The organism is Pseudomonas sp. PHC1 (assembly GCF_046487845.1).
GTDB classification, from domain to species: domain Bacteria; phylum Pseudomonadota; class Gammaproteobacteria; order Pseudomonadales; family Pseudomonadaceae; genus Aquipseudomonas; species Aquipseudomonas sputi.
Map to the genome: position 1 here is coordinate 14,203 of NZ_JBJXHJ010000020.1, position 25,773 is coordinate 39,975.

20 protein-coding genes and 1 pseudogene are annotated in these 25,773 nt (G+C 54.1%); 6 read left to right on the top strand and 15 right to left on the bottom strand.

Annotated elements, in window-relative coordinates; all coding sequences use genetic code 11:
• The first annotated feature begins 205 nt into the window (after window positions 1–205).
• Window positions 206–1,036, top strand: coding sequence for a hypothetical protein (locus tag ACKJSM_RS21785; protein ID WP_134334107.1), 831 nt, complete (start codon window positions 206–208; stop codon window positions 1,034–1,036).
• On the top strand, window positions 1,023–1,757 hold the full coding sequence (locus tag ACKJSM_RS21790; RefSeq protein ID WP_134334106.1) for a hypothetical protein: 735 nt from the start codon (window positions 1,023–1,025) through the stop codon (window positions 1,755–1,757). Before ACKJSM_RS21785 ends, ACKJSM_RS21790 begins: the two co-directional genes overlap by 14 nt.
• A gap of 345 nt (window positions 1,758–2,102) precedes the next feature.
• Here the strand turns inward: ACKJSM_RS21790 and ACKJSM_RS21795 are convergent.
• Both ACKJSM_RS21795 and ACKJSM_RS21800 read right to left on the bottom strand, forming a co-directional pair.
• A pseudogene (locus ACKJSM_RS21795) lies at window positions 2,103–2,578 on the bottom strand (isochorismatase family protein).
• Between the two features lie 412 nt (window positions 2,579–2,990).
• Window positions 2,991–4,061 carry a hypothetical protein gene (locus ACKJSM_RS21800; protein ID WP_410238812.1) on the bottom strand — a complete coding sequence of 357 codons (1,071 nt, stop codon included), beginning with the start codon at window positions 4,059–4,061 and terminating at the stop codon, window positions 2,991–2,993.
• Between the two features lie 144 nt (window positions 4,062–4,205).
• Between ACKJSM_RS21800 and ACKJSM_RS21805 the strand changes: the two genes are divergently transcribed.
• Window positions 4,206–4,988, top strand: a complete 783-nt coding sequence (locus ACKJSM_RS21805; RefSeq protein ID WP_273902722.1) for a hypothetical protein — start codon at window positions 4,206–4,208, stop codon at window positions 4,986–4,988.
• Between the two features lie 204 nt (window positions 4,989–5,192).
• Here the strand turns inward: ACKJSM_RS21805 and ACKJSM_RS21810 are convergent, their stop codons facing one another.
• From ACKJSM_RS21810 to ACKJSM_RS21850, 9 genes are all read right to left on the bottom strand, one after another.
• Window positions 5,193–5,894, bottom strand: coding sequence for a M48 family metallopeptidase (locus tag ACKJSM_RS21810; protein WP_410238813.1), 702 nt, complete (start codon window positions 5,892–5,894; stop codon window positions 5,193–5,195).
• Complete coding sequence (locus tag ACKJSM_RS21815; protein WP_410238814.1) at window positions 5,891–9,217, bottom strand: type I restriction endonuclease subunit R; 3,327 nt, start codon at window positions 9,215–9,217, stop codon at window positions 5,891–5,893. The genes ACKJSM_RS21810 and ACKJSM_RS21815 overlap by 4 nt, the downstream gene beginning before the upstream one ends.
• A 78-nt stretch (window positions 9,218–9,295) precedes the next feature.
• A complete protein-coding gene (locus tag ACKJSM_RS21820; RefSeq protein ID WP_410238815.1) occupies window positions 9,296–10,948 on the bottom strand; it encodes an ATP-binding protein in 1,653 nt (550 codons plus the stop codon).
• 1 nt (window position 10,949) lies between these two features.
• Window positions 10,950–12,299, bottom strand: a complete 1,350-nt coding sequence (locus ACKJSM_RS21825; protein WP_410238816.1) for a restriction endonuclease subunit S — start codon at window positions 12,297–12,299, stop codon at window positions 10,950–10,952.
• Window positions 12,292–14,787, bottom strand: a complete 2,496-nt coding sequence (locus tag ACKJSM_RS21830) for an N-6 DNA methylase (protein WP_410238817.1) — start codon at window positions 14,785–14,787, stop codon at window positions 12,292–12,294. The genes ACKJSM_RS21825 and ACKJSM_RS21830 overlap by 8 nt, the downstream gene beginning before the upstream one ends.
• A gap of 415 nt (window positions 14,788–15,202) precedes the next feature.
• Window positions 15,203–15,652, bottom strand: a complete 450-nt coding sequence (locus ACKJSM_RS21835) for a hypothetical protein (RefSeq protein ID WP_410238818.1) — start codon at window positions 15,650–15,652, stop codon at window positions 15,203–15,205.
• Between the two features lie 465 nt (window positions 15,653–16,117).
• The gene (locus tag ACKJSM_RS21840; protein WP_410238819.1) at window positions 16,118–16,678 is read right to left on the bottom strand and encodes a DUF2857 domain-containing protein; all 561 of its coding nucleotides are present in this window, start codon (window positions 16,676–16,678) and stop codon (window positions 16,118–16,120) included.
• A gap of 127 nt (window positions 16,679–16,805) precedes the next feature.
• Window positions 16,806–17,045, bottom strand: a complete 240-nt coding sequence (locus ACKJSM_RS21845) for an AlpA family transcriptional regulator (protein ID WP_410238820.1) — start codon at window positions 17,043–17,045, stop codon at window positions 16,806–16,808.
• Window positions 17,046–17,379: 334 nt separating this feature from the next.
• On the bottom strand, window positions 17,380–18,243 hold the full coding sequence (locus ACKJSM_RS21850; RefSeq protein WP_410238821.1) for an integrase domain-containing protein: 864 nt from the start codon (window positions 18,241–18,243) through the stop codon (window positions 17,380–17,382).
• A gap of 1,068 nt (window positions 18,244–19,311) precedes the next feature.
• Here ACKJSM_RS21850 and ACKJSM_RS21855 point away from each other — a divergent pair.
• Both ACKJSM_RS21855 and ACKJSM_RS21860 read left to right on the top strand, forming a co-directional pair.
• Entirely contained in the window at window positions 19,312–19,950 is a 639-nt protein-coding gene (locus ACKJSM_RS21855) for a DNA adenine methylase (RefSeq protein ID WP_410238822.1), read from the top strand.
• Complete coding sequence (locus ACKJSM_RS21860) at window positions 19,950–20,720, top strand: 8-oxoguanine DNA glycosylase (RefSeq protein ID WP_410238823.1); 771 nt, start codon at window positions 19,950–19,952, stop codon at window positions 20,718–20,720. Before ACKJSM_RS21855 ends, ACKJSM_RS21860 begins: the two co-directional genes overlap by 1 nt.
• Here the strand turns inward: ACKJSM_RS21860 and ACKJSM_RS21865 are convergent.
• From ACKJSM_RS21865 to ACKJSM_RS21880, 4 genes are read right to left on the bottom strand one after another with little or no spacing between them, the layout of a single operon-like run.
• The gene (locus tag ACKJSM_RS21865; protein WP_410238824.1) at window positions 20,717–21,400 is read right to left on the bottom strand and encodes a hypothetical protein; all 684 of its coding nucleotides are present in this window, start codon (window positions 21,398–21,400) and stop codon (window positions 20,717–20,719) included. The genes ACKJSM_RS21860 and ACKJSM_RS21865 overlap by 4 nt on opposite strands.
• Entirely contained in the window at window positions 21,378–21,983 is a 606-nt protein-coding gene (locus tag ACKJSM_RS21870) for a 7-cyano-7-deazaguanine synthase (RefSeq protein ID WP_410238825.1), read from the bottom strand. Before ACKJSM_RS21870 ends, ACKJSM_RS21865 begins: the two co-directional genes overlap by 23 nt.
• On the bottom strand, window positions 21,980–23,188 hold the full coding sequence (locus ACKJSM_RS21875; RefSeq protein ID WP_410238826.1) for a PfkB family carbohydrate kinase: 1,209 nt from the start codon (window positions 23,186–23,188) through the stop codon (window positions 21,980–21,982). The genes ACKJSM_RS21870 and ACKJSM_RS21875 overlap by 4 nt, the downstream gene beginning before the upstream one ends.
• Before the next feature lie 4 nt (window positions 23,189–23,192).
• The gene (locus ACKJSM_RS21880) at window positions 23,193–23,534 is read right to left on the bottom strand and encodes a hypothetical protein (protein ID WP_410238827.1); all 342 of its coding nucleotides are present in this window, start codon (window positions 23,532–23,534) and stop codon (window positions 23,193–23,195) included.
• 234 nt (window positions 23,535–23,768) lie between these two features.
• Here ACKJSM_RS21880 and ACKJSM_RS21885 point away from each other — a divergent pair, with 234 nt between their 5' ends.
• Window positions 23,769–25,646 (top strand): AAA family ATPase, encoded by a 1,878-nt coding sequence (locus ACKJSM_RS21885; RefSeq protein WP_410238828.1) that lies wholly within the window; start codon window positions 23,769–23,771, stop codon window positions 25,644–25,646.
• Window positions 25,647–25,773 lie beyond the last annotated feature (127 nt).

Genomic DNA, 25,773 nt, shown 5'->3' on the forward strand with positions numbered 1-25,773 from the left:
AAATCTGACTACCCCCTCTTAGCTTGGCCGGCCCCACCGACTAACTGCTAGCTATGCAATCTTTCCACTATCAGGTATAAGCCAAATGCTGGCCCATGGCCATGAAGATTGCCTAGGTGCCCGGAAGCCTCCTTATGGTGAAGGTAACCAAGGATTTGGAATAGGAATTAGCTAAAGGTTAGCTGCCTGATGGGGATGAAAGTGTATGCCGATTAGTCTTGATGTCGTGGTTGGAAGTCCTGAATATGAAATGGATATGAAGGCAGGGTTAGACACATTACAAGGGGCTTCAGACACCACGCGCATAATTTCCGAAACGCTTCTAACTGGACATGTTCCAGAGCGAAGGACCTATAAAAGTAGCGTTCGAACTACTCTGCGGCGAAGCTTCAAAGGCTCCTATGGGCAAATTTTCCGGCTTGATATATTGGATGAGGATTTAAAAAAAGAATATCGGAAAATAGGAAGTACGGCCTTCACCGAGCTAATTTCTTACTTCATCAATGAAGCCCTCTACATAGAGCAAGAGGATCTATCTGAAAAATCACAAAGAATTGTAGAAAACCTCGGTGACACTGCTGACTTGCTGGTTAGACTATTAAGAAAATCGCCACTTAGAAATGTTCACGAAATATCAACAAAATTTGGATATAACGTAACGCTCAGGCACAGAAAGAACTACGATAACATGGTTTCGCTCGCAAGCTTTGATCAACAGACCAGTCAAGCGATACTCGCGAAGAGAACGGACGAAAGCCTCAATTTTAAAGCAAGTATTCGCCGCCTAAATACCAATACTGGAAATGGTCGCCTCCAACTAGAAGGAGCTGATGAGACGGTGGCTTTTGGCTTTCGCAGTAGATACAGCGATGTTGACTTTGCTACAAAGAAAAAATTCTCTGAAAATCTAGATCGCAATAATGGGATCGATATCGATAACTGGAAGTATCTAGACATTAAAGCAAACCCCATAAAGCTCCCTGATGGCAGAGTTATAAAATACATAATTAAAGGCTTCCACGATGAAGACCTATAAATACATACTAGCTGCAGGGCTTCTTGCGGCAATAGTCTGCCTGTCCTATATATACTTTTTCTACATAAAGCTAGGCTATCCTTTCTCAGAAAAGCCTGAAGTCTGGGGGCAGCTAGGAGATTATATAGGCGGGCTGTTGAATCCTATGCTGAGCTTCATCTCAATAGTACTGCTGATCAAATCCTTAAGTCTCCAAAATGAAGCTAATATCAGCCTCCGGGACGAAGTAGAAGGAGCGAGAAAAACTGAAAAAATCCGCTCTTTTGAATCTCAGCTTTTCAGTATGATTAGCTCGCAGCGTGAGCTTTTTAGTTCATTTAGAATAACTATTGATGAGGGTTTAAACGAGAAGTTAGGGGTCGCAGCGATTAACTGGATTGAAGATCGTGTAGAGGAAATGCGAAACTCAGAAATCGACGAATCAATAGTGTCTGCTTACTTAAATGAAATTGACCCGACAGACCAGATTTTTGGATTGGAGAGAACTTTTTACAATATGGTCAAGCTCATATCGGAAAAGCTAAGTGATACTAATGGGTTTGCAGTAGAAGATCGACGTTCTCACTTTCTGACTCTGATAAATTTTACAGACTTCTCCCTGCTCAGATTAATCATGATGAGCGTCCAATTTATAGAGTGTCATCCTTCCAGTTATTTAAAAGACAACCTCGAATTTACTTTGGTTCTGAAGGAGGTGAATCTTAATTACGAATTGTATTGAGTTCTTATTGAGCCACTGCGGAGTTGGCGTCTATTAAAGAATAGCCATACCTATTCTGCTGAATCTCTTTGATTTAAGTATGCTGATGTTAATAGGAGTATTCAGTTTGTGAGGAATTTTGCAATTCCTATCCTTCCCATTTTTGTCTCTTTCTCAAGGCTTGTTTTTTTGATTTTTATAATGGATCTTTGATTTTGGAAGTGAGGATTTATTTTTATGATTTGACACCTTCGAGCCTGTTTATCAGTCTACACATGCTTCTATCTTCTTCTGTGCAGTTCGCTGTGTTGGGGTCTAGCTGTACTGTTGTAACCAGAACTGGCACTGGGATGATTTGAAACGCTTTCACTGATCCGCTCGGGCTTGCTCTGCTTGCAATTGAGCAATCTGTCCAGGGCGCCGCTTTTCCTTAGCTTCTTCCTCAGCCGAACGATCCAGCGACGAACCCACCGTCAGGTCGGTGAGCAACGTTGGCTGCAACCCGGCATCGAACAGCGCAAAACCGGCGGTGAGGCAGCAATTCTCGGTCTGCAGGCCACAAACCAGCACGCGATCCAGTTTCAGTCTTTTCAGATAGTCGATCGAGTCCGCAAACGGCACATAACCGTGTTTGATGAAAATGCGATCTGCCGCGATCAGGCCGTCGTCGTCCGTCGCGAGGTGCCTGCTGAGTTGGCGCTGGAAAGGCGTGCGGTTTCGTCGTGACGTTCAACCGTGGCGACGCTGGGCAGCGCGCAGATGAGCGACCGGATGCCTTCGACAAGCCATGGCGGCGGGGAGAAGCAGGGTTGGGCGTCGATGATCAGCAGTGCCTGGCGCATGAGGTCTCCCGGGGTGAATCTCCAGATGCGACAAGGCCCGCACTGGGCGGGCCTTGTCGTTGAGAGTTGGTGGGCCGGGGTGAGCTGAAATGATTTGCTAAACCTATGAAAAATATGAAGTTGGTTAGTTGAGCTTTCTTCGTGGAATACTATTTGGAATGCGCTGCACAGGATTGAGGCGGAATGCTGAAGCGTGTTCCTCCTGAGTCAATTGCCAGGAGTCATTTCGCTGTGGCCAATCACGTGGTTGTCAGCCCCTTTTTCTTTCCTGTGTTGGATGAGGATAGGGTACAGGTATCAGCTTTAAATGAAGGGATCTAATTGGCTTTGATTACTCATCGTTAGCATCCGGGTACTAAGAGTACAGGTGCGTGGTTGAGCAGTATCTTGTACTTGTACCCTGCTCGGCGGACTATATGGGCTTGAAAACGGCGAAAAATTCCTTGAAGCCCTTTGTGGTTAATGTGTTATGTATGCGTGGCAATCCTGTTTCATCTAAAGGGGCGGTTCCTTTGCCATTTCGGCTTCTCTCGTGCTGGAGTTGCTCTTGCAGTTTATCCACTGATAGCCAATAGTTGCATGTCTGCTGATCATGTGATCGATTGATGCTGAAGTATTTTCCGTCTCGCTCACCTGCGACTGGGTAATGATGAATGGACTCACTCAGCCAGTATAACTTGGAGTCCAATGTGGCTATCCATGTGTCCTGAAGCTTGCCATAAAAGAGCTCTTTGGAAAACTCCAGGGCGCCTTTTATGTATTTAAGGTCTTGAACGCCATTGAAGATATTTTTGAAGCGCTGCGCTGGCTTGTTGCTCCCACTCATGAAGTTGTTCTTGATGTCTTCGATTTTGGCGTTAAGCTCGTCGGAATAGTTGGGCTTTTTCTCACAGAAGCAGTACTTGGCAATTTCGGCTTCAACAGCACTGAGCATATCAATGTCATCACAGACACGGCTCATATATGTTTTGAATTTTTCAATGCCTGTCAAGTTCGGCTTCGTGGCGTTGATAATATGTATCTGCATGAGCGAAAAAAACGGCACGCTGTAGAGGTGCTGCTCTTCTATGCTGAGTTCTGAAAACTCATACGGTCGGGTTCTTTCCGCTTCATTTGGGGTGTTTCGTGTCGTGGTTGGATGATCGACCATCTGCGGGCAGAATATCGAAAGAAACAATTCATACATCTCAAAGCTTAGCTTCTTGAATTTCGGGTGGACCTCGTTAAGGGCAAGCCCAGGCGTTATGCACAGACTTTGTGGTGGGCAAGAATTTATGAAGTTTATAAGTCTAGTTAAGTCAAAATCGTTCGGGCTGTGGCGGCGAAGAATTACATCTTCCATTCTCACCAGAATGTTAAGGTCGAGAACCAAGGTCGTTTCTATGCCGTTCCGCTTGTTTTCGGCCACCATGCTTGGGGTGAGCCGCGGGGAACTGTCGGTTTTGCGGCAAGGCTTTATGAAATGTAGGGTATGTGTGGGCATTGTGATTTACCTAACTCCTATCTGATTAGACTGGGTCCTTAGATCGTGTGCTGCTTACTGCGTAGAGCCTGCATTGCCTGCTGGGGCAGCGTCAAGTAGATAGTCCGATATTGCTTCTAATGATCCTTTAGTGGTGATACATTTATGCTACTAATCTATGGCGTGGGTTGTATGAAGAAAACTAGGCAGGAAAACGTAATTCAAGCTGCAATTACTGGTGCATTGGAAGCCTACTGCAGAGATAGTCGGACTTCGCTCAAAACCTTCCCCCCATATGCTGTCCAGCAAGGCGACGGAATGCGGCTGTATTGTGGTGATCTAGTCGCTATGTTGGGAAACGCTAAAATACTGCTTTTGGAAATTAAAGAGCTTAATTGTAAAAGCGGGGTTTTTGACCAGTTTGATGGCGAGCAATTCAAAAGCTGCCTTGCTTATGAGGAACTTGGCGTTCCCATTGCATATTCATATAATGCTATATCTCTTCCTGATTATGATGATCGCTCGGATGTTGAGCGGTGGCCTGAGTTAATTTTGGGTAGGACGAAACGGGCAGTGCCGAGTAAGCTACCAAACAAAAAGCCAGATAAGTTAAATCATTCATCGCTGCTGGATTGGCTTCGTGATGATCAGGGCGGCGACATGACTGCGGGCTTTGGCCGGGTGCTCGGTGCGCTTGAGCGTCCGGAAACGCTAAAGAATGGTGCGTTGGTCCTTCTGTACGGGGTAGCTGAGCAAACGCTTGCAATGCTAGATCGTGAACAGGTTCTGCTCGTTTTGAACTATTTGGATAAGGAAAGTAAATTGCGTCCGGGTCATTATAAGAAGATAGAAAGTGTACTGGGTGCCGCAGCTGAGGTATTCAAAGGTTACATAAAGCCTATGATTAGTAGAGACAACTCTGGTGGGGCGACGCCAGGGCAGCCGTGAATTATTTTATTGATTTTCTGCAGGGTATGGTTGTTCAAAGAGTTCTAGGCGCGTGGTGATCCTAATGTCTGGCTCGAAGGTTAAATGCAGAAATTTATCCGATCGCTGGAATCCTGGTGCTTGTAAGCCATCCTCAGAGTCAAGTTGGTTGGTTCTGACCAGTACCTATGCCGCGGGTGCTGATGAAATAGTCAGCCATGGTACTCAGAGGCCTTCAACATCAATTCCATGTTCTGCCAGCCATGTCTTGCGCTGTGCGTAGTCAGGCATGACGCGTTCAAGGCGGAGCCAAAATTCTGGGGTGTGATGTGGCTCTTGCAGGTGCACCATCTCATGCACAACCACATACTCCGCAATGGGCTTGGGCAGCAGGATTGTTTTCCAATGAAAATAGAGTTGTGCACCTTTGCCACAGGAGCCCCAGCGATAACCTAGATCCTGCACACGCACACCGCTGGGGATCAGGTCCATGCGGGCTTGGTGGTTTTTGACGCGTAAGGCTAACCAGCTGCGGGCATGTTCGCTGTACCAACGGATGAAATGTTCGCGGGCTTGTGGCAGTTCGCTACGCAGCAGGCGGAATCGACCGGCAGAAAGTTTCAGCGGCACATCCTGCTCATCAACCAGTTTAAGGCGATAACTTCGTCCCAAATATAGAAAACCCTCTCCGTCGAGAAATTCCTTGTTTGGGATCGAACGTTGCAGGCGTTCCTTTTCTGCAAGACGTGAGTAAATCCAGAAGCTTTTTTCTGCCACGAACTGCCGCAACATTTGCTCTTCTACCTCGGGCGGGGCAGAAAGGATAAGCGCGCCGTCGCGTTCCACAGTGATCTGCAGTGTTTTTCGGCGCGCGCTACGGCGCAGTGTAAATTGCAGATCGTCTACCGTGAGGGTGTGATTGCTCACAGTTGCATCAACCTTTCATGACTGGCTCTCGCTTGATCCATCAGGCGGTCAGACAATATCCCGGCCTTATCGCTATCCATCAAGGGCGGACGCAGTCGCATCAAGTAATCGAATAGCTGCCCGGCCAACTCCTCCTGTGCCGCTCGCTTGCGCGGGCTCCAGATATCGCGGTGGCTTTGGATCTCGCCTACCAACAGATCGACTACTTCCACTGTCACATCCTTCAAACGCAGCAGCTCGGCGGGCTGCGGATTGACGCCGGCACACACCATATCCAGCAGGGTGCGAAGGAAGGGGGCGTAGTGTTCGGGTAAATCCAGGGGGCTGTAGTCATCGCTCATTTGACCGCTGCGCAGATCGTTGATGATCTTCTGCATCTGTTCAACCAACTGATCCCACTGCTCGCCCAGCGACTTGAGCAGCTCGTTCAGGCGTTCGGACAGCTTGCGATAGAGCACCGGATCTTCATCAGTATGCTTGCGCACATGCGAGCGAATGGCATGCTCCATCTCTGAGGCCTTGGCGCGGTCGTTGACGCTACGCGACAACTGCTTCTCGAAGTCTGCATCGGTGAGTTGGATAGGCGGAATTTTCGGGTCGATGCCCAAAGAAATAACGTGATCGTCGATTAGCTTGCGCACTTTGGCGCCGACATCCTTGCCCAGTTGCGGCAGGTCCTTGTAACGCCCGCGCGCACGTGCATGGATATAGGCCAGACGCTTGGCGTCCTTGACGAAGGGGAGGCCTTCGGGGCGTGGCAGTACGGTGTCCAAAGAGTCGAGGAACGCTTTGAGTTTTACCGAAAATTCAGCGCGCACTTTTTCCGACTCCAGTGCGGCAATGCAGGTTTCGGCATCTTCCAGAGACTCGATGCCCTGGCGACGCAGCACATCCACCACGCGCAGATGACGGTCGCGCAGTACAGGCACCTCGTCCTTGATGCTGCTCAGCGCACCTTCAATATCCTCGTCGGCATAGGCTGCCAGGGCTTCGCGCAGGTGGTTGGCGACTCCGTAGTAGTCGACCACGATACCGCAGCGCTTGCCAAAACCAGTACGGTTGACCCGCGCAATAGCTTGCAGCAGCTCAGCTTCCTTGATCGGTCGGTCAAGGTACATCACCCCTTCGATGGGGGCGTCAAAGCCGGTGAGCAACATAGATTTAACGATCAGGAAAGCCAGTGGATCGGCCTTGCCCGGCTGCTCATGATTCAGCGGCTTCTTGAAACGCTGGATCAGTTGCTCGTGCTTGCTACCATCCGTCCAGGTTTTCCACTCGGCCGGATCGTTATTTGAGCCGGAAATAATCGGTGCGAATTCCAGGCTGCGTAGTTTGTCTCGATAGCGCCATGCCTGCACACGCGCCTGCAGCTTGGGCGGACGCTGGCACAGTGCTTCATCATCGAGGTCCTTGTCGGCTGCCGGCAGTGCTTCGGACTCGATCAGCAACTCATCACGGGCTACCTGCAGCGCATGGAAATAGCGGATTGCCGCAATCCGGCTGTAGGCTACCACCTGCGCCTTGTAGCCATTGGGCAGGATATTGGTGACGTAATGTCTGAGGATGTCGCGCGCCTTATCTGCGATCAGCGCGGGGGCCTCAAAGATATGGCCCTTGGTGGCGTACTTTTTCTTGATCAGCTCCAGTTCGTCCTGACTGTGTTCGCGGAACAAATCCTCGAACAGTTCATCCAGGTTCGCCCCATCTTTCAATGCGCCCTTGGCAGTGCGTCCTTCGTATAGCACCGGCACTGTCGCGCCATCTGCCTCGGCTTCCTTGATGGTGTATTTGTCGATGAATGCGCCGAAAATTTCGTGGGTGCGTTTCTTATCGCCCATGATGATCGGTGTACCTGTAAAGCCAATGCGCACGCAGTTTGGCAGGCCCGCCAGCAGGTTCGCCTGCAGATCGCCGGCTTGGGTGCGGTGAGCCTCATCGATCAACACCAAAATGCTCTCGTCGTGGTTGAGCACCTCGAATGGTTTGTTTACCAGATAGGGCGCTCGCTTTTCTGCGGCTTTGAGGAATGACGCAGTGTCCACGGAGATGGGGGCATTCCCGTTTTCTTCTTGCTCGGGATTGCGATACTTCTGGATAGTGGCGAATATCAGGCCGGGGCCCTGGCGGCGTGCCAAGGCTTTAACACCTTCGATATTGGAGGCCACCTCCGGTAGTTCACCACTAAGTGTCGCAGTGACGGCGAGCTGGTTTTGCAGATCTTTTCGGTCAGTGACCACGATGATCTTGAAGCGGCGCAGCTGTGTATCCGTACGCATCTTGCGCACCAGAAATACCATGGTCAGGCTTTTGCCCGAGCCTTGAGTGTGCCAAACGATGCCGCCTCGTTGGTCACTCTCGCCATGCTCAAGACGTGTCTGCCCGCGTTTCATGCGGGTCACTGTGCGGTTCACCGCGCGGTATTGCTGGTAGCGGCAGACCGTCTTGATGGTCTGCCCGCCAACCTGCATAAATAGCATGAAATGTCGGATCAGATCGAGCAGGTGGGCTGGCGTGAGCATGCCTGCCACCAGGCGCTCCTGTTCGGACAGTTTGGCTTTGCCCAACTGCTCGGCAACTGACTGTTCGCTGCCGTTGCCATCCGGGCCAACCACGGTCTTCCATTGGGAGAAATGCCCGAAGCCAGCACCAATGCAGCCCACCCGTGCTTCGTCGTAGCTACTGGCGACCAATAGCTGCACACTGGCGAACAGAGTCTCGTTGCCCTCGTTCTCCTCGACCTCGAAGGCCGCCTTGCGCTGGTTGCTGTAACGACGTAATTGATCGACAGCCTCGGCAAGCGGTTCTGGAATGGAGGGGCTCTTGCACTCCACCAGCACCAGCGGGATGCCGTTCACCAACAGCACCAGATCCGGGACAATAAATTTCTTGCCGCTGTTATACCCTGGCGGGCAATCCACTCGGAACTGGTTGATCACACTGAAGTGGTTATTGGCCGGGGTGTCCCAGTCGATGTACTGGATGGTCTGACCACGTCCGCCTTCCCAGCCCTGAAGGCCATCGACCGTGATGCCTTTGAGCAGCAGCTCAGTGACTGTCTGGTTGGCTTCCATCAGCTTGCCGGCGCCCACGCGGGTAATGGCCGCCAGTGCTTCGGCAATGCGCTGCTCATCCAGCCAGGGCTGACCGTCGCGCAGGTTGATGGCAAGCAAGCGCTCGGCCAGTGCAGCTCGCTGAATCACTTCACTGAAACTGCTGCGACCAGTGATGGCCGGGTCGTCGAGGCTGCCCTCGATATGCTTCCAGTTCAGCCCCTGTAACTGAGCCACAAAGGGTTTTTCGACGTCTTCCAATTCCCAGCCCACGGGTTACTCCTTTAATCCAGTTCAGGCGTGTATGGGCTCATACAGGCTCATAGCGGCTTATAGCGGCTCATAGATTTTTTAGCCGAGCTTATAGACCGACCAGCGTCGTTCCCCTTGCTGTATCAGTGCGCCCCTGTCTTTCATGCGCTTGAGCAGTTTTGCCGCTTGATCAGGCGAGAGCCGACAAAGATCCATTACTTCAGCGCGCTGAATCTGCCCATGCTGCTGCACGTAGTTCAACACCATCTGCTCATGTTGAATGGGTGTGAAGCCTGCCTGGCGGGTATAACCGGCCTTGTCGCCCACGGCCTGGTACAGACTGGCTGAAAGAGTGTAGCTGCGCCCTCGGGTAGAACCGTGGGCCTCGACCAAGCCGGCTTCGGTCAGGGCTTCCAGGGTGCGTTTGGCACTGGCGGTGTCGCGCTGGATCTGTACGGCCAGTTCGTCGGCCGTGACGCGCTTGGTCTCACGCAGGGCGGCCAGGGCGATCAGGCTGTCGATGGGCAGTTCGGCGTTGGTGGCGCGCTCGTGTTCGACTACCAGGCGGCGGAAGTCCAGGTCGGCCTCCGCGGTGGGTAGGCGCAGCACCACGCTTTGGGCGGTGGTGTAGCTGTAGTCCGGGGCCGGCCGGCCGAACTTGAGCATGCCGCGGAAAATCTTGTCCACACCTCGCCCAGAGCGTTCGACCACGCCGACGCGCTTCATGGCATCGGCCAGGGCCGGGTTGCGCGGGCGCGGTTCGGTCACCAACAGGTTGGCCAGGGTCACGCCATCGACTAGGCCACCGGGGTTGCTGACCACCAGGGCATCGTCCTCCAGGCGCACATGCACCGCGCCCCTGCCGTGGTAATCGCGATGGACCAGGGCGTTGGCTACGGCTTCACGGAAGGCGCCTAGGTCGACCTTGGGCACTGGCACGCGGAACAGGCCGACCTGTAGTTCTTCCTCTGGGTTGTATGGACGGAAGTTGGTTTCCAGCCAGTCTAGTGCCTTGAGCAATGGGAAGCGGCGAAACTCATTGAAGCGCACTGCCTGCTGGGCCAGCACCTGGAAAGCGAACTCGTGGGTGGGCACCAGTTGGCGCAGGGAGGTTTCCCGGCCGATCAGTAGCAGGCCGGTAAGGGTCGGCACGCGCATACCGTCCGGCTGGCGCGCAGTGAGCAGCAGTGCGCCGTCCAGGGCTTCGTCGTCCAATTCCAGCAGCACTCGGTCGCCGCCGTATTGCTGCACCGCCTGGCGCAGGCGTTCGCGCTCCAGCGGGTCGAGGTCGGCGAGAGTGGCACCGGCCACCGGCTGGGCGGAAACATCGAGCAGGCCGAAGCTGCTTGCGCGGCTGCTGCGCTCATGGGGCAGCATGGCTATGCATTCGGGCGTGCCGTCGTGTTTCAAACGACGGCGCAGGTAGACGCCGCTGGTGGTGGCCACCTCGCCCTGGGTTTTGGGTACATGGATACGCGCCACGGTCACGCCATCCAAGTCGAGCGCCTCGGCCTGTACGTTCAGCGACGGCGAGGTGCGTGCTGCGACCATGCCGGCCAAGCCCTCCAGCAGGCGATGCTCCGCATGCAGGCCGGTGGGCGTACCGTCGTCCTCGACACCTAGCCATAGCTCGCCGCCTTCGGCATTTGCCAAGCAGACCAGCGCTTCGATTAGTTCGCGGTCGGGGAGCTTGCTGCGGTCGCTCTTGAATTCGACGGTCAGGGATTCGCGAGGTGGCAGGCGCTGTGGCATATCAGGCTTCCGTTTGTGCAGCAGCTTGTTGCATAGATTCCAGTAGCGGGGTGACGCGGACGCGGCCGGTAAGTAAGTCGCCCATCAGGCCGATCTTCTGCTGGCGCAACTTTTCCAGTGCCTCCTGCTCGACTGCCATTTTCTTATCGAAGGTCGACAGACGTTGGGTAATAAGCAGCTGTTCAGCGACTGATGGGCAAGAAATACCAAATGCTTTTAGCTGCGTTGAATTGATTGAGGCCAGATTGGTTGTCTGCTTCGATGCTTGGACAAAGTAGGCCTTACCACGGACAGAGCTAGAGTAGGCTGCCAGAAACGCAGGCAACAGCTTTGAGTCATCACAGCGTACGCGGAAAACATGATTCTGGTGAAGGCAGGGTTCAATCTGCCCCTCCCATACGGCTCCCCTACCCAGCTTGTCGAAGTCTCCACCCTCGTTCATCAGCACATCACCTACTTTCAGAGCAAAGCGGTTCAGCTCTGAAGGCAGGATCGAGACAGTCTTTATTTCTCCCAGTGCAAGGTAGCCATCTTGGACATTAGCCACTCGCAAATATGGCAGCTCAATCGCGGCAGGACTGTTTAGGATGCGGCCGAGGGTTACACCACTTGTGATAGCTGCACAACAACTCAGTGGAACCACCTCCCATTTCCTCGGAATCCACCCCAACGTTGACTCCCTGTAAAGTTGCGGCGCTTCGCTCTGTGGGGGGCGCAGTTGGCCGTTGGCGCCAATTCCGCGAGTCAACAGGTCATGTAGCAGGCCCTGCTTGATGGATTTGAGCTTGTCGACCAGCGTAATGGATTCGCGGATTGCGGTGTCTAGGGTGTCGAGTATCTGTGCAATTAAGTGCTGCTGGGAGACTGGCGGTAACCTTAAGGGAGCATCCAAGAGGACTCTGTTGGCGAAGTTTACCTGTGATTCTGCCATTCCGGTCGTGTGGTCATGGATGTACTTCTGCGGCCCTTTCGTTCCTAGAAACCCTGCCAGGAAACGCGCGTTCACTACTTCCGGCCTGGGTCGGAGCCCGATCATTTTTCCAGAAACAACCAGTTGACTGCGAACGCTTGGAACATGGCATACAACACCTACTCGATGCCGCGGACCTGCCTTTGTAACCAGCACATCACCTGCATGAACTTGGATTTGGGGCTGTTCCCAAAATGCTTTTGGCAAAACCTTATGAGCTGATTCGTTCCATCCTGCCCATGTGATCGCCGTAGTTTTCAAAACACCCCATTCTTCGGATGCGAAAATCTGCCGCTCCTCACAATCAGGGCTTGGCCCACAAAAGTGATGTTCGATAACGTCTCTGACAGTGCAAGTTTCCCAAGTAGCGTTCTCAGACATACCCCAACCCCTTCAGGAACCCCTGCAACGCCACCGCTGCCGCATCGCGCTTGTGCTCGATTTCATTTAACGTCACCCGGTACTTGTCCCACCAGTTCTCGAAAGCCATTACGATCTGTTTTCGCTGGACTGAGACATAGCGCTCAAGAATGGCCTGCATATCGTTGTGCAGGATGGTCAGTAGCAGCTCAGCGGCTCGTGGCTCATCCAGCCCGTCGACGCCCTGATTCAGGTGGCTTGCGAATTTTTCCTGCTGGGTTTTGAGCTGCTTCTTTACCTTGGTCAGCTCGGCTTTCCAGATTTTGAGCTGGGCTTCATCGATGGGGTTTTCCTCGTTATCGGCACCCGCCTCGATATCGGCTTCGTCCGAGTCGTCCCCCTTGGTTGGGGCGGCGGCCTTGAGCTGGCTATCCAGCTCGACCTTTTTCGCTTCCAGCTCGGCCAACTCGGCAACGAAATCGCCGAGTAGAAACTTAACCAGCTTGTGCTCCAGAGGGCTTTGCTTGCTGGCTTTGTCTTCCAGGGCGGTGATGATGCTGGTGCGCCAAGCATCGATCACACCTCGGTTGCCGCGCGCCATCAAACCGAGGAAGTCATATTTGCTCTGGTACCAAAAGCCGGCAACGATGCCCCTGACTTGGAAGGGGTCGAGCAGGCCGATATGCTCCAGGCTATGGCTAAAGCTGGCCAGCAGTTCTGCGCGCAGATGGACTAGCGCGGCGCTGTTATCGAGCTTGCCGGCCAAGGCGGTAATGCGCGGGCTGTGTTCGTTCCACCAACTCTCGAATGCCTCACGCAGCGCGGCTTCCTTGGCCTGCAGGCTAAAATTACCCTCGATGGCCGGCTTGAGATCGGCACGACATATTAGCTCACCGCGAAAGTCGAAATAATTTGCATCGCGCGCCACGAACAGGTCGTGCGGGTCGATGCCGTGCGCGGCGAGCATCGGGGCTTTTGCTTCAACTTCGGACTTGGGCACACCACCCAGCAGATGAGCGCGTACATCATGGGGCTCGGGCGGCGGTGCATTGTCCACATAGCGGCGGATATTCAGGTTGTAATCGTTGTCGCGCAGGGTCGCGATGTCCACTACATCACTGAGGCCGTCAATCTGGCGAAATTCGTCGAAGGCAGTGCTGATCTTCTCGATGTGCTCGGCCAGCAGATAGTTCTGTGCACGGCCCTCGAAGTACTCTCGGTCGGCGTTGATAAAAATCACTTTTCCCTGGCGCTCGGCAGGCTTGGCACTGACACGGTTGGCGCCTTCCTGCTTTTGTTGGCGCAGGATAAGGATGCAGGCGGGAATGCCGGTGCCATAGAACAGGTTGGCAGGCAGGCCAATCACGGCTTCGAGTAGGTCGTTCTCGATAATTCCAGCGCGGATGCTGCGTTCCTCACCGCTCCGGAAAAGGACGCCATGAGGCAGTACGGTGGCAATCATGCCCTCATCGCGGGTCACGGCGAGCATGTGCTGCAGGAACATCAGGTCGGCCTTTTTTGAGCCCAGCGGCACCTCGCCGAAGCGGAAGCGCTGCTCGCGGAATGTAGGGTTCCAGGCCAAGCTGCCATCCGGGCTTTTCTCGGTATGGCCCCAGTTGATGGAGAACGGCGGGTTGGTGAGGATGCGATCGAAGCGGCGCAGTTCGCCACCCTCGATATGCCGAGGGTCGGCCAGGGTGTCTTCGTTCTCTAGCCAGGCGTTGCTGATGCCGTGTAGCAGCATGTTCATCTGTGCGATGGACCAGACGGTGCCGTTGAATTCCTGGCCGAACAGGTTGGCCTTGCGCCCGTCCTCGCCGTGCTCGTCGATATATTCCTTGGCGGCAATCAACATGCCGCCCGAGCCGCAGCACGGGTCATAAATATCGTGGTCTAGGGTCGGCTTGAGCAAGTGCACCATTAGCCGCACCACCGAACGCGGTGTATAAAACTCACCGCCTTTCTTACCGGCCGAGTCAGCGAACTCGGCGATCAGGTACTCGTAAGCTGCCCCGAGCAGGTCAGGAAACTCGAAGTCACTGTTACGCAAGCGCACCTCACCGAAGTGGGTGATGAGTTGGCGCAGCTTCTGATCGGGAATCTTGCTCTGGCCCACCTTGCGGGTGAAGTCGATGTGCTCGAGCACTCCATCCAAGGCTGCATTGTTTTCCTCGATGCCGGCCAGCGCCTTGTTCAACAGATCGCCGACATTGATGTGCGCTTCGTTGAGCACGTACCAGAATCGCGAATGGATGGGTACCCAGAAATTGCCATGGAGTTTGTACCAGCGCGGATTTTCCGCCATGGCACATGCCTCGGATTTACTCTTGCCTGCAGTTATCTCATCGGCAACGATCTGCTCATAGCGCTCCTCGAATACGTCGGAGCAGCGCTTGAGGAACAGCATGCCAAAAATGTATTCCTTGAACTCCGAGGCATCCATCTTGCCGCGCAGAATATCGGCAGCCTTGAACAGATGTCGTTCCAGTTGTTGCAGCGTGAGGGGCATTGCGGAATCTCTTGTGGGCACTCAGGGAGCAGATGCCGACCCTGATGGACTAAATGCCGGGGATTGTATCCCAATCCAAGCTCAGCACTGAGCAGTCTCGGTTGTCGGAGCTCACAGATCGCTCTGCGCCGCGATTGGTGTGGTAGGGCGTTGCGTGTTTGTCAGAAAGGGGCGCGTTGGTTCTTGGACTCTGGCAGTTGCATAGCCAGTCTCCATGCAGCATGCGCCATATTTCGGTTTGGCTGGGATTTCAGCCCTTGAACAACGGAAGTTAAGCGAGGCCCTTATGCTTAATAAGAGAGTGCCTGAGTGTGGGGGGAGTCAAGCTTACAGTCTTTTTCAACGCCAAGAGCCGCAAAAAAATCACCTGTCGAACGACAGGTGATTTTCGTTGTTTCAGTAATCGCTAAGAAAACTATAAGAAGACTTTCATCGCCCCGATCAAGATGCCGATCGTCACGGCGAGCATGGAAGCCATGTGAATGGACAACTTGAGATCAGATTTAGCGATCTCTGCAGTCAGCCGATGATTTGTATTTGCGATCTCAGCAGTCGCCTTGCCAATTTCCGCAGTTGTTCTAGCGATCTCGGCAGTCAACCGCTGGTCAAGGTTTGTGAGATCACTTTTCGTCGCAAGTAGTGTGAGCATGTCAGATTCCAATGCTTGGATAACAGCTTCGGCTTTGAGCTCAGGTACGTCGATTGCGCGCAGTGCCTGATACATCGCCAGTTCCATTTTCATTAAGGCCTCCTGAAACAAAAAAAGGCCTTCCCCACGACGGGAAAGGCCCGTCGTGGGTGGGAAAGTCATGCTTCCATCGACATTCAAGTCGACTGTCCGCGCTGCCGGAAGCGATGCGGTCATTGGGAGGATCCTGCGGAGAACCGCAGCGCCGTCTTGAAGATCCTGGCGGCTGGTACTGAACGAGTCAGCGAGGTGCATTGCCAAAATGCCCCTGAGCACGTTTGCTGTCAATCCGGAAAAGAGTTATTGAGTGTTTCCGTATTTTTTGGAAATTCACCGTCTGGCTGCCTGGTGTTACTACCTTCAGATTCGGGATGCAACCGAGCTCCCAGCAAAGCAACTTGCTGGACTCTCGGTGTTAAGGGCGGTCGCTCGATCTGAGATTTGGCGGTTTACAATTGAGTAAATGGCCATTGGAGCTTAGTGCTACCAACGCTCAATTCCGCTTCATATTGTCCGCCATGAGTAGACGTGACAAATGGCTGCTCGATGCTTGAGTTTGAAAAGCCAATCCCGCCGTTCTACTGGAGAAGCCCGGGTGCGTATGAGCGAGTCGGGGGAGGGATCTCAGGTTATCTCGCAAAATCAGATTAGCCCCTCAGCTATCCATGCTTGCAGGGTTGACCAGACGACTGATGCCGGCATTAAAAGATCCTCAGCCAAGTCCAGCGTCACTTCCAACATGGCGCTCTCATCACCGGTCGACACCCCTGCCGTTCTCAGATGGGGTTGCAGCCGGTGCCATAGCAGTATGTCTTGTTCCTCGGTAAGTACGGGGCGACGACCTTTGCGTTTTGGCAGTCCGAGTACGTTTCGACGAAGAGCAATTTCTTGGTGTGTCAAACCATGAAAGCGGGCCACCATTTCTGTGCTCGCTCCTAAGCGAAGCATGCGATCGATCATGACGGTTTCGTGTTCCACTTCACCCGCCTGTTTCAGAATTCTTTGCAGCACGTTGCGGTTTATCTGAACCGTGCACCAAAGCACTCGGGTATTGAGGAGTGCGCTGAGCAACAGTGGCTCCTTGAGTGCCGCCAGGTCTTCAATTGCAAAGCCCATCGCCTTGCACCGCCGCAATTGACCACTGCGCAAGTCTTGCAGAGCTTGGGCAATGACGGCTTGATTGATTGGGTGCGGAGTTGTCATAGCACCTCCTGAGAGAGGAATGCTGTAGTTGGATTGGAGACTGATCGGATGTCTCTGAATTTTTGTGGCAGCAGGGAGAATCGGAGCATTTGTGCTGAGCTGCCACGATGATCGATCAAAGCTACGCTCATAATGCTGGCCCATTCTTTATTGACGTTTTTTTCAAGCGTTCCGAAATCCATTGGTCAATTTCTGCGGCATCCCAGCCGACTGCGCGGATGCCGAGCTGCACTGAGGCAGGGAATTTTCCTTCACTCATCAGCTTGTAAATGAAGGCGCGTTTCAACCCGGTTTTTTTCTCAACATCCGCGCGCCGGAGGATTCGTAGTTCCGGCTTGGCTGATGGCTGCTCGTCGTTGTGGGGCATGAACAATTCTCCTGACGATCACTCACATTCGTTGGGCCGGGGAGGCATTCGATGTGTCGTGCTCATATGACTCGCAGCCGGCAAGTGCAGAAAGATTCAACGCGTTATTGCGCTTACCCGGTTTGACTGGAAATGCGCTTGGTCAGGTTGGCGTTGAAGAATTGCGCAATGGTGAGCTGGCATCTAGCCAGAGAGTGGCGAATGTGGTCGTAATGGTTGATCGAGCATTCGAAGTGACATTCGTCAGATTTGGACTTACTGACTACTCAGAGTTCTGGGTTCCGGTGCGTGGTGGTGGCGATGTTTTCGGCTCATTGACGTCGCGCGGACTGAGTTATCGGCCCAAGTACGTTGCGGTAATTTGTGTTCTCTCATGCCCCAGTTCACGACTGATAATTTGCCGAGCGATAGCGTCTTGAGAGCGTTGTACTGGGGTCAGTTCTTTGGAGGAGATTCCTCCTGCTGCCGGTGCATTCCAGCCTGTCAAAGCTACGTAGCGGCTTTGTGCATATTGATGTCGTAACCCGTGCATGTGGCTCAGGCCTGCTGCTTTGCACTGTCCGTCGTATGTATTGCGCTGCTGAATGTATGTCTTGTGTGCCGGGATTAATGAGCCGGCCCCCGCTAGATTATGTGCGGCATTGAGTGCCGCGCGTTGTTGCGAGGTAGTAATCGGAACTGTTCGATCACGACCACCCTTCGTCCATGAGCCCTTAAGGAGAATGTGATCGCCTTGATCCGCATACCTTGGTTGAAATTTGATGGCTTCCTCACGGCGTAGTCCAAACGCAGATTGAAGCTGGAGGCTCATGTGGACATGGGCGTCGGTTATCTTTAAAAGGCCTGTTCCCAAATCTGTGGCTTTGCTGACGTTGGTAACGAAGCGTCGGTCGGCCACACCCAGTTGCGTGTTGTCCGCTGGGAGAATTCCAGCCTTGCCGACTTTTTCAGCCCACCATCGAAGGTGCGCAAGTCGATTTTTGATGGTGCCAGGTGAGAGGCTTTCAGCTTGCCAGCGATCCAGCAGCACATGGACATGTTTGCCTTTGAGCGACGAGGCTTTCAGTTGCCGAAAGCCGGCCTCGCGCAGTTGGCGGGCGATCAGCCCTAGCGACCGAATGCGGTCGGCCTGAGTGTTGTGACTGCCGTCGCGGTTTCGTCGGCAAAGTTGTCGCAGGGTGTAGGTCAAATCGTCCATATCCCATTCACGCTCACAGGTTTGGTCCGAGTTATTGCGCTGTCCTGAAAATCATTGGTAAGTGTTGGTGCCAACTCGCTAGGCGAGATCCCCGGAGGGCAGGGGCATGGTGTTCAGGCAACACCGGTGTCTCGACTGAGACGTCCGTCTTACTTCCTGCTGGAAGTTCATACGGAGATGGAGCGGGATGAACGAGCTTTTGGCGTTGATGAGTACTCCAAGGGTATGGATAGGATTGTTAATGGGGCAAAGGGGGGGCATCGCGCATGACATTGCTGTATTGGACGGCAGCATTAGCTGCACATAGCGGAATAATCCGATAGACAAAAATGGCTCCGCCCCATGGGTAGGGGTGGTACGCTTTTGGAGCCTTGCGTACCTGGATAACTCCATCCTGCTGGATTCGCGCTTGCAGGAGTTTTGCGCGATTGGGAGGACGACGTTCGAATATGCCGTCCTTGGTTTTTGCAAGGCTAGTGTGCGGGGGCATCATCATGTATGCCGCACGCTTTAGGATTCAGGATTTACCCGTGATGTTTGGGGCGTCGGCGGGGCCGTCACTGCGGCTGCAGTGACGGCCCATTTCAAGCAGGGTGCTACAGCAGAGGTATGTCTGTGGCACTGACGCGGCCTTCGGCCTTGTCGGCTGCCTGTGCAGAAGCGGCATGGTTCCCATACCACGTCTGCACAGGCAGCTTACGGGCAACGATGGCCGTTAGTTTGGAATCGTTTCTCGTAACCGACGCCTGCATATTCGTGAATTTGCTGCCATGTGAGAGGCTTAATTCGACAGCGCCTTAAGGGGGAGCAGGCCATCCTTGAGGCTTGAAGGCATCTATGAAGCTGGAGGCGATTCAGACCTATGCAGAAGATGGACTCGACGTGAGCCCAGTTACGCCCGTCTGGAACTAGAACCTGCCAAGCCAGCAGAACAATGAGCGTATGACACCCCCTGGAGTTGTCGCTCACTGAGCGCACTCATCGGTAGCTTTCATTGACATCATCGTCACTTTTGGCGATGATTTGTGCATGAGATATCCAGGCGGGAAAGGCAAGTGCTACCAGCGCTTGATCAATCTGATGCCTCCGCATCAGACCTATATCGAAACGCACTTGGGTGCGGGCGCTGTTATGCGCCACAAGAAACCTGCGGCCCGCAATATTGGCGTGGACGTCGATCCCGCCGTTCATGGCGCCTGGACTGATCACTCGGTGAAGGGGCTTGAACTCATTCAGGGGGATGCTTCGAGCTACTTGAGCCGTTTCATGTACGACGGTAGCGAGCTGATCTATGCTGATCCTCCGTATGTCACGCAGACGCGCCGTCGCGCTAAGATCTACCGTTTCGAATATGACCAGGGTCAGCATGAGCAGTTGCTTGCTACGCTGCGCCGTGTGCCATGCAAGGTGATGATCTCCGGCTACGACAGTGCCCTGTACAACGAAGCGCTCCAAGGATGGAGGAAGGTGACGTTTATGGCCAAGACGCACACGGACGTCAGGGAAGAATGCGTCTGGATGAACTATTCCGCCCCAGAAGAGCTTCATGACAGTCGTTATTTAGGTGACACGTTCCGCGAGCGGCAGACCATTGGCCGGCGCCAATCCCGGCTCCGCGATCGTATCTCAGCGATGGATCCGGTAGAGCGCAACGATTTCCTGCGCTGGATCATGCAGACCTATGGCTCCGTTCAGGAGGCCCGGTAATGCAAAACGGTGTTGTTTTCGTAGATGCCAAGCTTTACAGCCGTGATTTCCCTGATGCCTTGAGCGAAGTGCTGCCCGGCGTTCCCTGGGGTTTGATCGAAGCATTTCCGACCCCCGCATACTGGGCCTATCAGGTTTGGGCAAATGACCAAGAGCCCGAGCCGCTCAACTACAAGCTCGGTGCCACGTTGGCGGAAGAGATCGGGGCGTGCCTGCTGGGTGGTCACGGTATTCCTGCAAACGTCGGATTGGCGGCATTCGCCCACCTGAAAAAACTGGGCGCTTTTGAAGGTGAGGTGCCCAGTGAGGCGCTACTTCAGGAGTGGCTGACCAACCCATTGAAAATCGGTAGCCGCTCAGTACGCTACCGCTTTGCCAAACAGAAGGCGCGTTACCTTCATTCGGCGCTCGCAGCCCTGGCATCAGGGTGTGTTCCACCTCAATCTGGCCGAGCCCTTCGAGACTGGCTGCTGGAGCTGCCTGGCATCGGCTATAAAACCGCGTCCTGGATTGCGCGTAACTGGCTTGATGCTGATGATGTCGCGATCCTCGATATCCACATTTTGCGCGCTGGGGCATTGGCTGGCTTTTTCTCGCCTGGCCTCACGGTTGAGCGGCACTACCTGCAGTTGGAAGCGGAGTTTCTTGCGCTCAGCAAAGCGATTGAGGTTCGGCCATCCAAGCTTGACGCGCTGATGTGGTACCAGATGATGTCTGCGCCTACCGTCGTTCGCAGTCTGCTGAATCAGGCCGTTTTGAAGGCCGCCTAGGTCTTAGATACGGGTCCACCGACCATCGCAACGCCTACGCCAGCGAGCACACCTGAAGGGGCGAGTTGACCGGCCCAAGGTTCACCCGTAATTCCCAGCGGGCAGAACGCGTAGTTCAGGGCCTCAGCTGTCACCGCCATAATTGCCAGGAGCGCTCCGGCGTCTCGCCAGATCAGACTTTCGCCGTGCTGATACTTGGTAGCAGTCTTCCCGGGTTCGGCCACCAGCAGTAACCGCGTCGCCTGCTCGCTGGGCAGGGTTTGCTGGCATTGCTCCACCAATCCCGCGAAGGCTTCCACTGTACCGGGTAGCTCAACAAGGCCGTGCCGACGACTGTCGTAGCGGCGCCAATTTGGAGTGCCAGGGAGGTGGGCCAAAATGTGAATTGGGTGGATGGCGCCGGCTGAGGGCGTGGGCCGCAGTTCCAGGTCAAAGCCGTAGTCCGATTCGGCAATAGCCTGCGTACGCATGCTGTACCACAGCAGCTGGCCCAACTGATCAACACTCAACGCGTGGAACGTGCGACGGGTTCGCCTGTGATCGAGGAGGTTTAGGACGCCTTTGTCCTCGGCATCCTCTATTTCACGCAGCGCGTGGAATGAGCCAAACGGCCAGGTGAATGGCTGATAGTGTCCTGGCTGTGCTTTAACCGTAGGGCTACAGAGATTGATCCAGTCCATCTTCGATCTCATGCCAAACCTCAAAGTATTTGAAGCAACCACGACAGTTACCGCATGGGACGTTGGATTTGTGGCAGCTGTGAGCCCAGGCCAGCACGGAAGAGGGAACCCCTGACGTCCTTACCAGCTCGGTGGTGCTCATCTTGATCGCAGGCGCCTCAACGGTCATCTCACCCTCCTGAATGACCATCAGCTGATTGATGGCGGCGATGAACTCCGGTGTGCCGTCGCGGTGCGAGCCATCGGACTTCACGGTACCCAGATAGAGCTTTTTTACGCCTAGGCTGATTGCCTTCATGGCCGCCAGGGTGACGAGCATCTGGTTGCGGTAGGGCCACCAGTCACTGGCCGGTGCGTGTGCATCGGCCTTGCCACCGGCCATATCACCGGAACCGACAGCGCGGCAATCGATCGAGATGACATGGTGCTCAATACCGAGCTGTTTGCAGAGGGTAGTGGAGGCAGATATTTCCGCCTCTGCAGCCAGCTGTCCGTAATCGAGCGTGATACCGACTTCGGGACGTAGCCACCAGGCGAGGGCGAGGGAATCCATACCCCCTGAAAGGAGAAGAGCGCGCTTCATAGGTCTGCTGCCTTCCAGGCGGTCTGGTAAATGGCCGTGACGAAGTCATCGGTAATGATGCAGCCTGAGCCGACCATCATTTTCTGATCTTCCTCGGACTCATTTTCCACGTACATGATGACTGGCTTCTTGAGTGCCCGCGCGTAGCCGATCTCATAGATCGTCCCTGCATCCAGGCCATCACCGATGGCCAGCATCAGATCGCACTCATGGATGGCGTCGAGATCCTTGTGCACTACATCCTCTGCCGAGCCATGGCCGACATCGTGTACTGGAGAGAATACGTTCAGGCCCATCTCCAGCAGCTCGCCGCGCGCCTCTTCAATCAACCAGAGCTGTGACAACGAGAAGAAAGGGCCTGCCAGGTATACCAAGGGCGCTTTGCCGCTCTTCGACTTTTTCGGAACGCTGGCCGCATCAGGGTTGTAAGTGCTGAGCTCTACCCTGGAGGCAAAGCCCTGAGATTCGCAGTAGTAGGCGGTCGCCCGTGAGGCATGCATGGCCGCGTCCAGTGGCGTCAGGGCATCCTCAATCCAGAAGTAGGCAAAGGTGGCGACGAACACATCCCCTGAGCCCACCTTCCAGACCTTGGGGGTTACAAAAGAGGGGATGTGGTGTATGCGATCTTCGTGGAAGAGGAGCGCGCCGGCTGGGCCCATCTTGATGATGACGATTTCGGCATGCTGGGATGTGGATAATGCGCGTGCCAGATCAGCTGCGTGCGTCACGCTGCTGCCATGCAGGGCTTCAGCTTCGCTCCTGTTCAGGATGAGTGCCAACTGCGCAGCCCTGGAGCCGTTCTCATGAAAGGGTGCGGGATAGCAGGAACTCTGCGGGTCGTAAACCGCCTTTTGGGCGTCGACCACGCAATCACCCTCCAGAAAGCCGAAACGCACTACGTTTCTGGCCGTCACCTGCAGACTTGTTTGGCGCTTGGGCGCTGGGTGAATGGACGGTTTGGACAGTCCGTGGCTGTAGCGGAACTGCAGGCTTTGATCGATGGTCTGCGGCTCCAGGGTGAAGCCCTCCAGCGCCGCTCTCATGCGAAGGATCGGTTCTGCCGTGCTGTCCGAGTAGGTCGTAAGGTTTACCGTCCCGCCCAGGCGCGCGATCGCTGTAGCGGCTCGACCACCCGAGCCGAAAAGCTCCTGCCACGTGGGGCACATGCATTGTTCGTAGTAGACGCCGCCAGATACGCTGATCATCAAATCACTCCTGCTTGACCGGAGAGATCTTGAGCGCCACCTGGCCGCCAATCTTGGCCGTCACCAGCGCCACATAGGCCGTACCGTTCTCGATACATGTGATCAACCGGATCGCTTTTGGCGATGCGATGCCTCCTGCAGTCTGGCCGTTCCAGACAGCGAGTGCGGAAAGCTCAGTACCGGCGTATCCCACGGTCATTTGCAAGGTATCACCGACATCGAACTGCTCAACTACACCGGCCTTCGGAGAGGCGAGATGAGTTTGTAGGTAGAGCCTGTCACAGGCGATCTCTGTGGGAACTCCCGCAGTGTAGTCCCGGAAAAGCTTGCCATCTGAACCTGACATTACGTTCCCCAATATCCCTATGTGAAACAACGCAGCGCTTTCTTGGCGCCAAATCGATGTCTGTTGACAGCAGTTAGGCTAATGCTAGAGTGCCGGCACTCTAACCCCGCCGGATCCAATTTGCCAATAGGTAGCCGAGGGCTGTTGGCGTCATGTACAGGGCTCAAGCATGCCAAGTTTAGCGGTTAACGCTAGCGTGGCTCAGTTCGTGCTAACACAGGGTAGTGTTTGCTGATGTCGAAAATCCTCGATTTTGAGATTAAGAATTACAAAGGCATTGTCAGTACGCGCATTGAGCTTTCAGGCAAGATCGATACGTCGATCGTGATGCTCATTGGGCTTAACGAAAGTGGTAAAACCACTATTCTCGAAGCGATATCGCAATTTGTAAGTAGCGATAAGTCGGTCTCAAGTCTGTACACCTTCAGTCCAGAAAATAACAAAGAGTTTACGTTCATTCCTGCCAGCCAGAAGGGGTCATTCAAGGGCGTAGTGTCCGTCGCCGCCACGGTGCAGCTGGACGAAGCAGAAATAATGGCGATCAAGAAGCTGGCAGAGACGCTCGGGTTTGAGGTGGATGTCGAGGCCTTGGGCAAGAAGTTCCGGATTGCAAAAGAAATCAATTTTGCAAATGATCCGAGCGGTGAAAGTAGTGGAAGTCTCGGCTTGGAGTTAAACGTCAAGCTACCTTGGGAGGAGGAGTTTGAGCCTTTCGCATATCCAGATAATCCTGAGGTGGATATGTGGGCGCGGATCGCAGAGTTGGTGGTGGAAGGCGTACCAACAGTCGCCTACTTCCCTACATTTCTGATTAACGTACCCGAGGAAATTGAGCTGGACTCATTTCAGGGGGAGAGTTACGAGCAGCGTCACTACCGGGAAATCGTGGAAAAAATTATTGCGTATGCAGGTCATGATGTAGAAGAACACATCAATAGACGCATTGCGCAGTACAGTGAGAAACATGGTGCTCAGTGGCTCGATACTTTTTATCGAAGCCATGAAAAGAGTCAGATTGATGCGGTGTTCAAGAAGGTTTCCCAAGCACTGACGAGCGAGGTGATTGGCGGCTGGCGGCGAGTATTCTCGCGGGAGACGACAGCCAGGCGGGTCGAGCTGCAGTGGTCTGTTACTGGGGCTGATACACCCACTGCCATGGTGTCCTTTGCTGTCAGTAACGGTGACTCTGACTACAAGATCAGTGAACGCTCCATCGGCTTTAGGTGGTTTTTCACCTTTTTGCTCCTCACCGGCTTCAAGCCAGAAGGCAGTGAGCGCAAAACCATTTATGTGTTCGACGAACCTGCTGCCAACCTGCACTCTCGCGCCCAGGTTGAGCTGTTGACGTATTTTGAGAAAATGATCGGCAATGGGGACAAGATCATTTACTCCACACACAGTCATCACATGGTCGATCCCAGGTGGCTCTCAGGCGCCTACATCGTGGAGAACCGCGCTGCCAAGCACGATGACGTTGACGGGTATGATCTTGAGTTTTTACCGGCTGAAATCGCCGCAATAAAGTACAAACAATTTTTAGATAAGTATCCGACTAGAAGCCATCACTTCCAGCCGGTAATAGAGAGGCTGCAGTATGTGGTTCCTGAGATCGTTGGCACGTCGCCCTTCGTCATCGTGGAGGGGATCTCGGACTACTACGCGTTCAAGGCGGCATCGGCCACGTGTGACGTCCCGGTTAACTTCACCATCGTCCCAGGCGTCGGCTCGAGCTCGTCCGGGAACTTGATCAGTTTGCTCATGGGGCGGGGCGAAAAATTTATAGTCCTTTTGGATGACGATAGGGCGGGTCGAGACGCACGTGATCGATACCGCAAGAAATGGCTCTTACCCGACTCGTCCGTAATCACCTTTTCAGATATCGACGCGACCTATGAGTCTTGGGCGCTGGAAGCCTTGCTGGGCCGGGATAGCTTTGAGGTCGCACAGAGGAAGCTGGGTCTGAGTACATTACCCAGCAAGGATCAATACGGGCTGTTCCTGGCGGAGCGCTATCATAAAGCAGAGACGGGCGAAGATATCTTCTCACCGCAAGGGCTTGAAAATCTCCACGCTGTGCTTCGTTTCCTTGCCCAGCAATTCGCACAGTCTTGAAGGAAGAGGTGTGCTCCTGCTCATGAGGTACGGGTGCCCCTCAGGGGTACAGCCACCTGAAAGCAGTCCGTAAAGCTGAATGGTGGCCGTGTGCCATTGTCAATGTACAATGACTTCTCTTCCGGGC

Excerpts from the sequence above, each read along its gene's own strand:
- ACKJSM_RS21860 (WP_410238823.1), top strand. The coding sequence starts at position 19,950 with ATGCAAAACGGTGTTGTTTTCGTAGATGCCAAGCTTTACAGCCGTGAT.
- ACKJSM_RS21785 (WP_134334107.1), top strand. The coding sequence starts at position 206 with ATGCCGATTAGTCTTGATGTCGTGGTTGGAAGTCCTGAATATGAAATG.
- ACKJSM_RS21850 (WP_410238821.1), bottom strand. The coding sequence starts at position 18,243 with ATGGACGATTTGACCTACACCCTGCGACAACTTTGCCGACGAAACCGC.
- ACKJSM_RS21875 (WP_410238826.1), bottom strand. The coding sequence starts at position 23,188 with ATGATCAGCGTATCTGGCGGCGTCTACTACGAACAATGCATGTGCCCC.
- ACKJSM_RS21830 (WP_410238817.1), bottom strand. The coding sequence starts at position 14,787 with ATGCCCCTCACGCTGCAACAACTGGAACGACATCTGTTCAAGGCTGCC.
- ACKJSM_RS21835 (WP_410238818.1), bottom strand. The coding sequence starts at position 15,652 with ATGACCGCATCGCTTCCGGCAGCGCGGACAGTCGACTTGAATGTCGAT.
- ACKJSM_RS21800 (WP_410238812.1), bottom strand. The coding sequence starts at position 4,061 with ATGCCCACACATACCCTACATTTCATAAAGCCTTGCCGCAAAACCGAC.
- ACKJSM_RS21825 (WP_410238816.1), bottom strand. The coding sequence starts at position 12,299 with ATGTCTGAGAACGCTACTTGGGAAACTTGCACTGTCAGAGACGTTATC.
- ACKJSM_RS21790 (WP_134334106.1), top strand. The coding sequence starts at position 1,023 with ATGAAGACCTATAAATACATACTAGCTGCAGGGCTTCTTGCGGCAATA.
- ACKJSM_RS21870 (WP_410238825.1), bottom strand. The coding sequence starts at position 21,983 with ATGAAGCGCGCTCTTCTCCTTTCAGGGGGTATGGATTCCCTCGCCCTC.
- ACKJSM_RS21880 (WP_410238827.1), bottom strand. The coding sequence starts at position 23,534 with ATGTCAGGTTCAGATGGCAAGCTTTTCCGGGACTACACTGCGGGAGTT.
- ACKJSM_RS21885 (WP_410238828.1), top strand. The coding sequence starts at position 23,769 with ATGTCGAAAATCCTCGATTTTGAGATTAAGAATTACAAAGGCATTGTC.
- ACKJSM_RS21865 (WP_410238824.1), bottom strand. The coding sequence starts at position 21,400 with ATGGACTGGATCAATCTCTGTAGCCCTACGGTTAAAGCACAGCCAGGA.
- ACKJSM_RS21845 (WP_410238820.1), bottom strand. The coding sequence starts at position 17,045 with ATGCCCCACAACGACGAGCAGCCATCAGCCAAGCCGGAACTACGAATC.
- ACKJSM_RS21840 (WP_410238819.1), bottom strand. The coding sequence starts at position 16,678 with ATGACAACTCCGCACCCAATCAATCAAGCCGTCATTGCCCAAGCTCTG.
- ACKJSM_RS21805 (WP_273902722.1), top strand. The coding sequence starts at position 4,206 with ATGCTACTAATCTATGGCGTGGGTTGTATGAAGAAAACTAGGCAGGAA.
- ACKJSM_RS21820 (WP_410238815.1), bottom strand. The coding sequence starts at position 10,948 with ATGCCACAGCGCCTGCCACCTCGCGAATCCCTGACCGTCGAATTCAAG.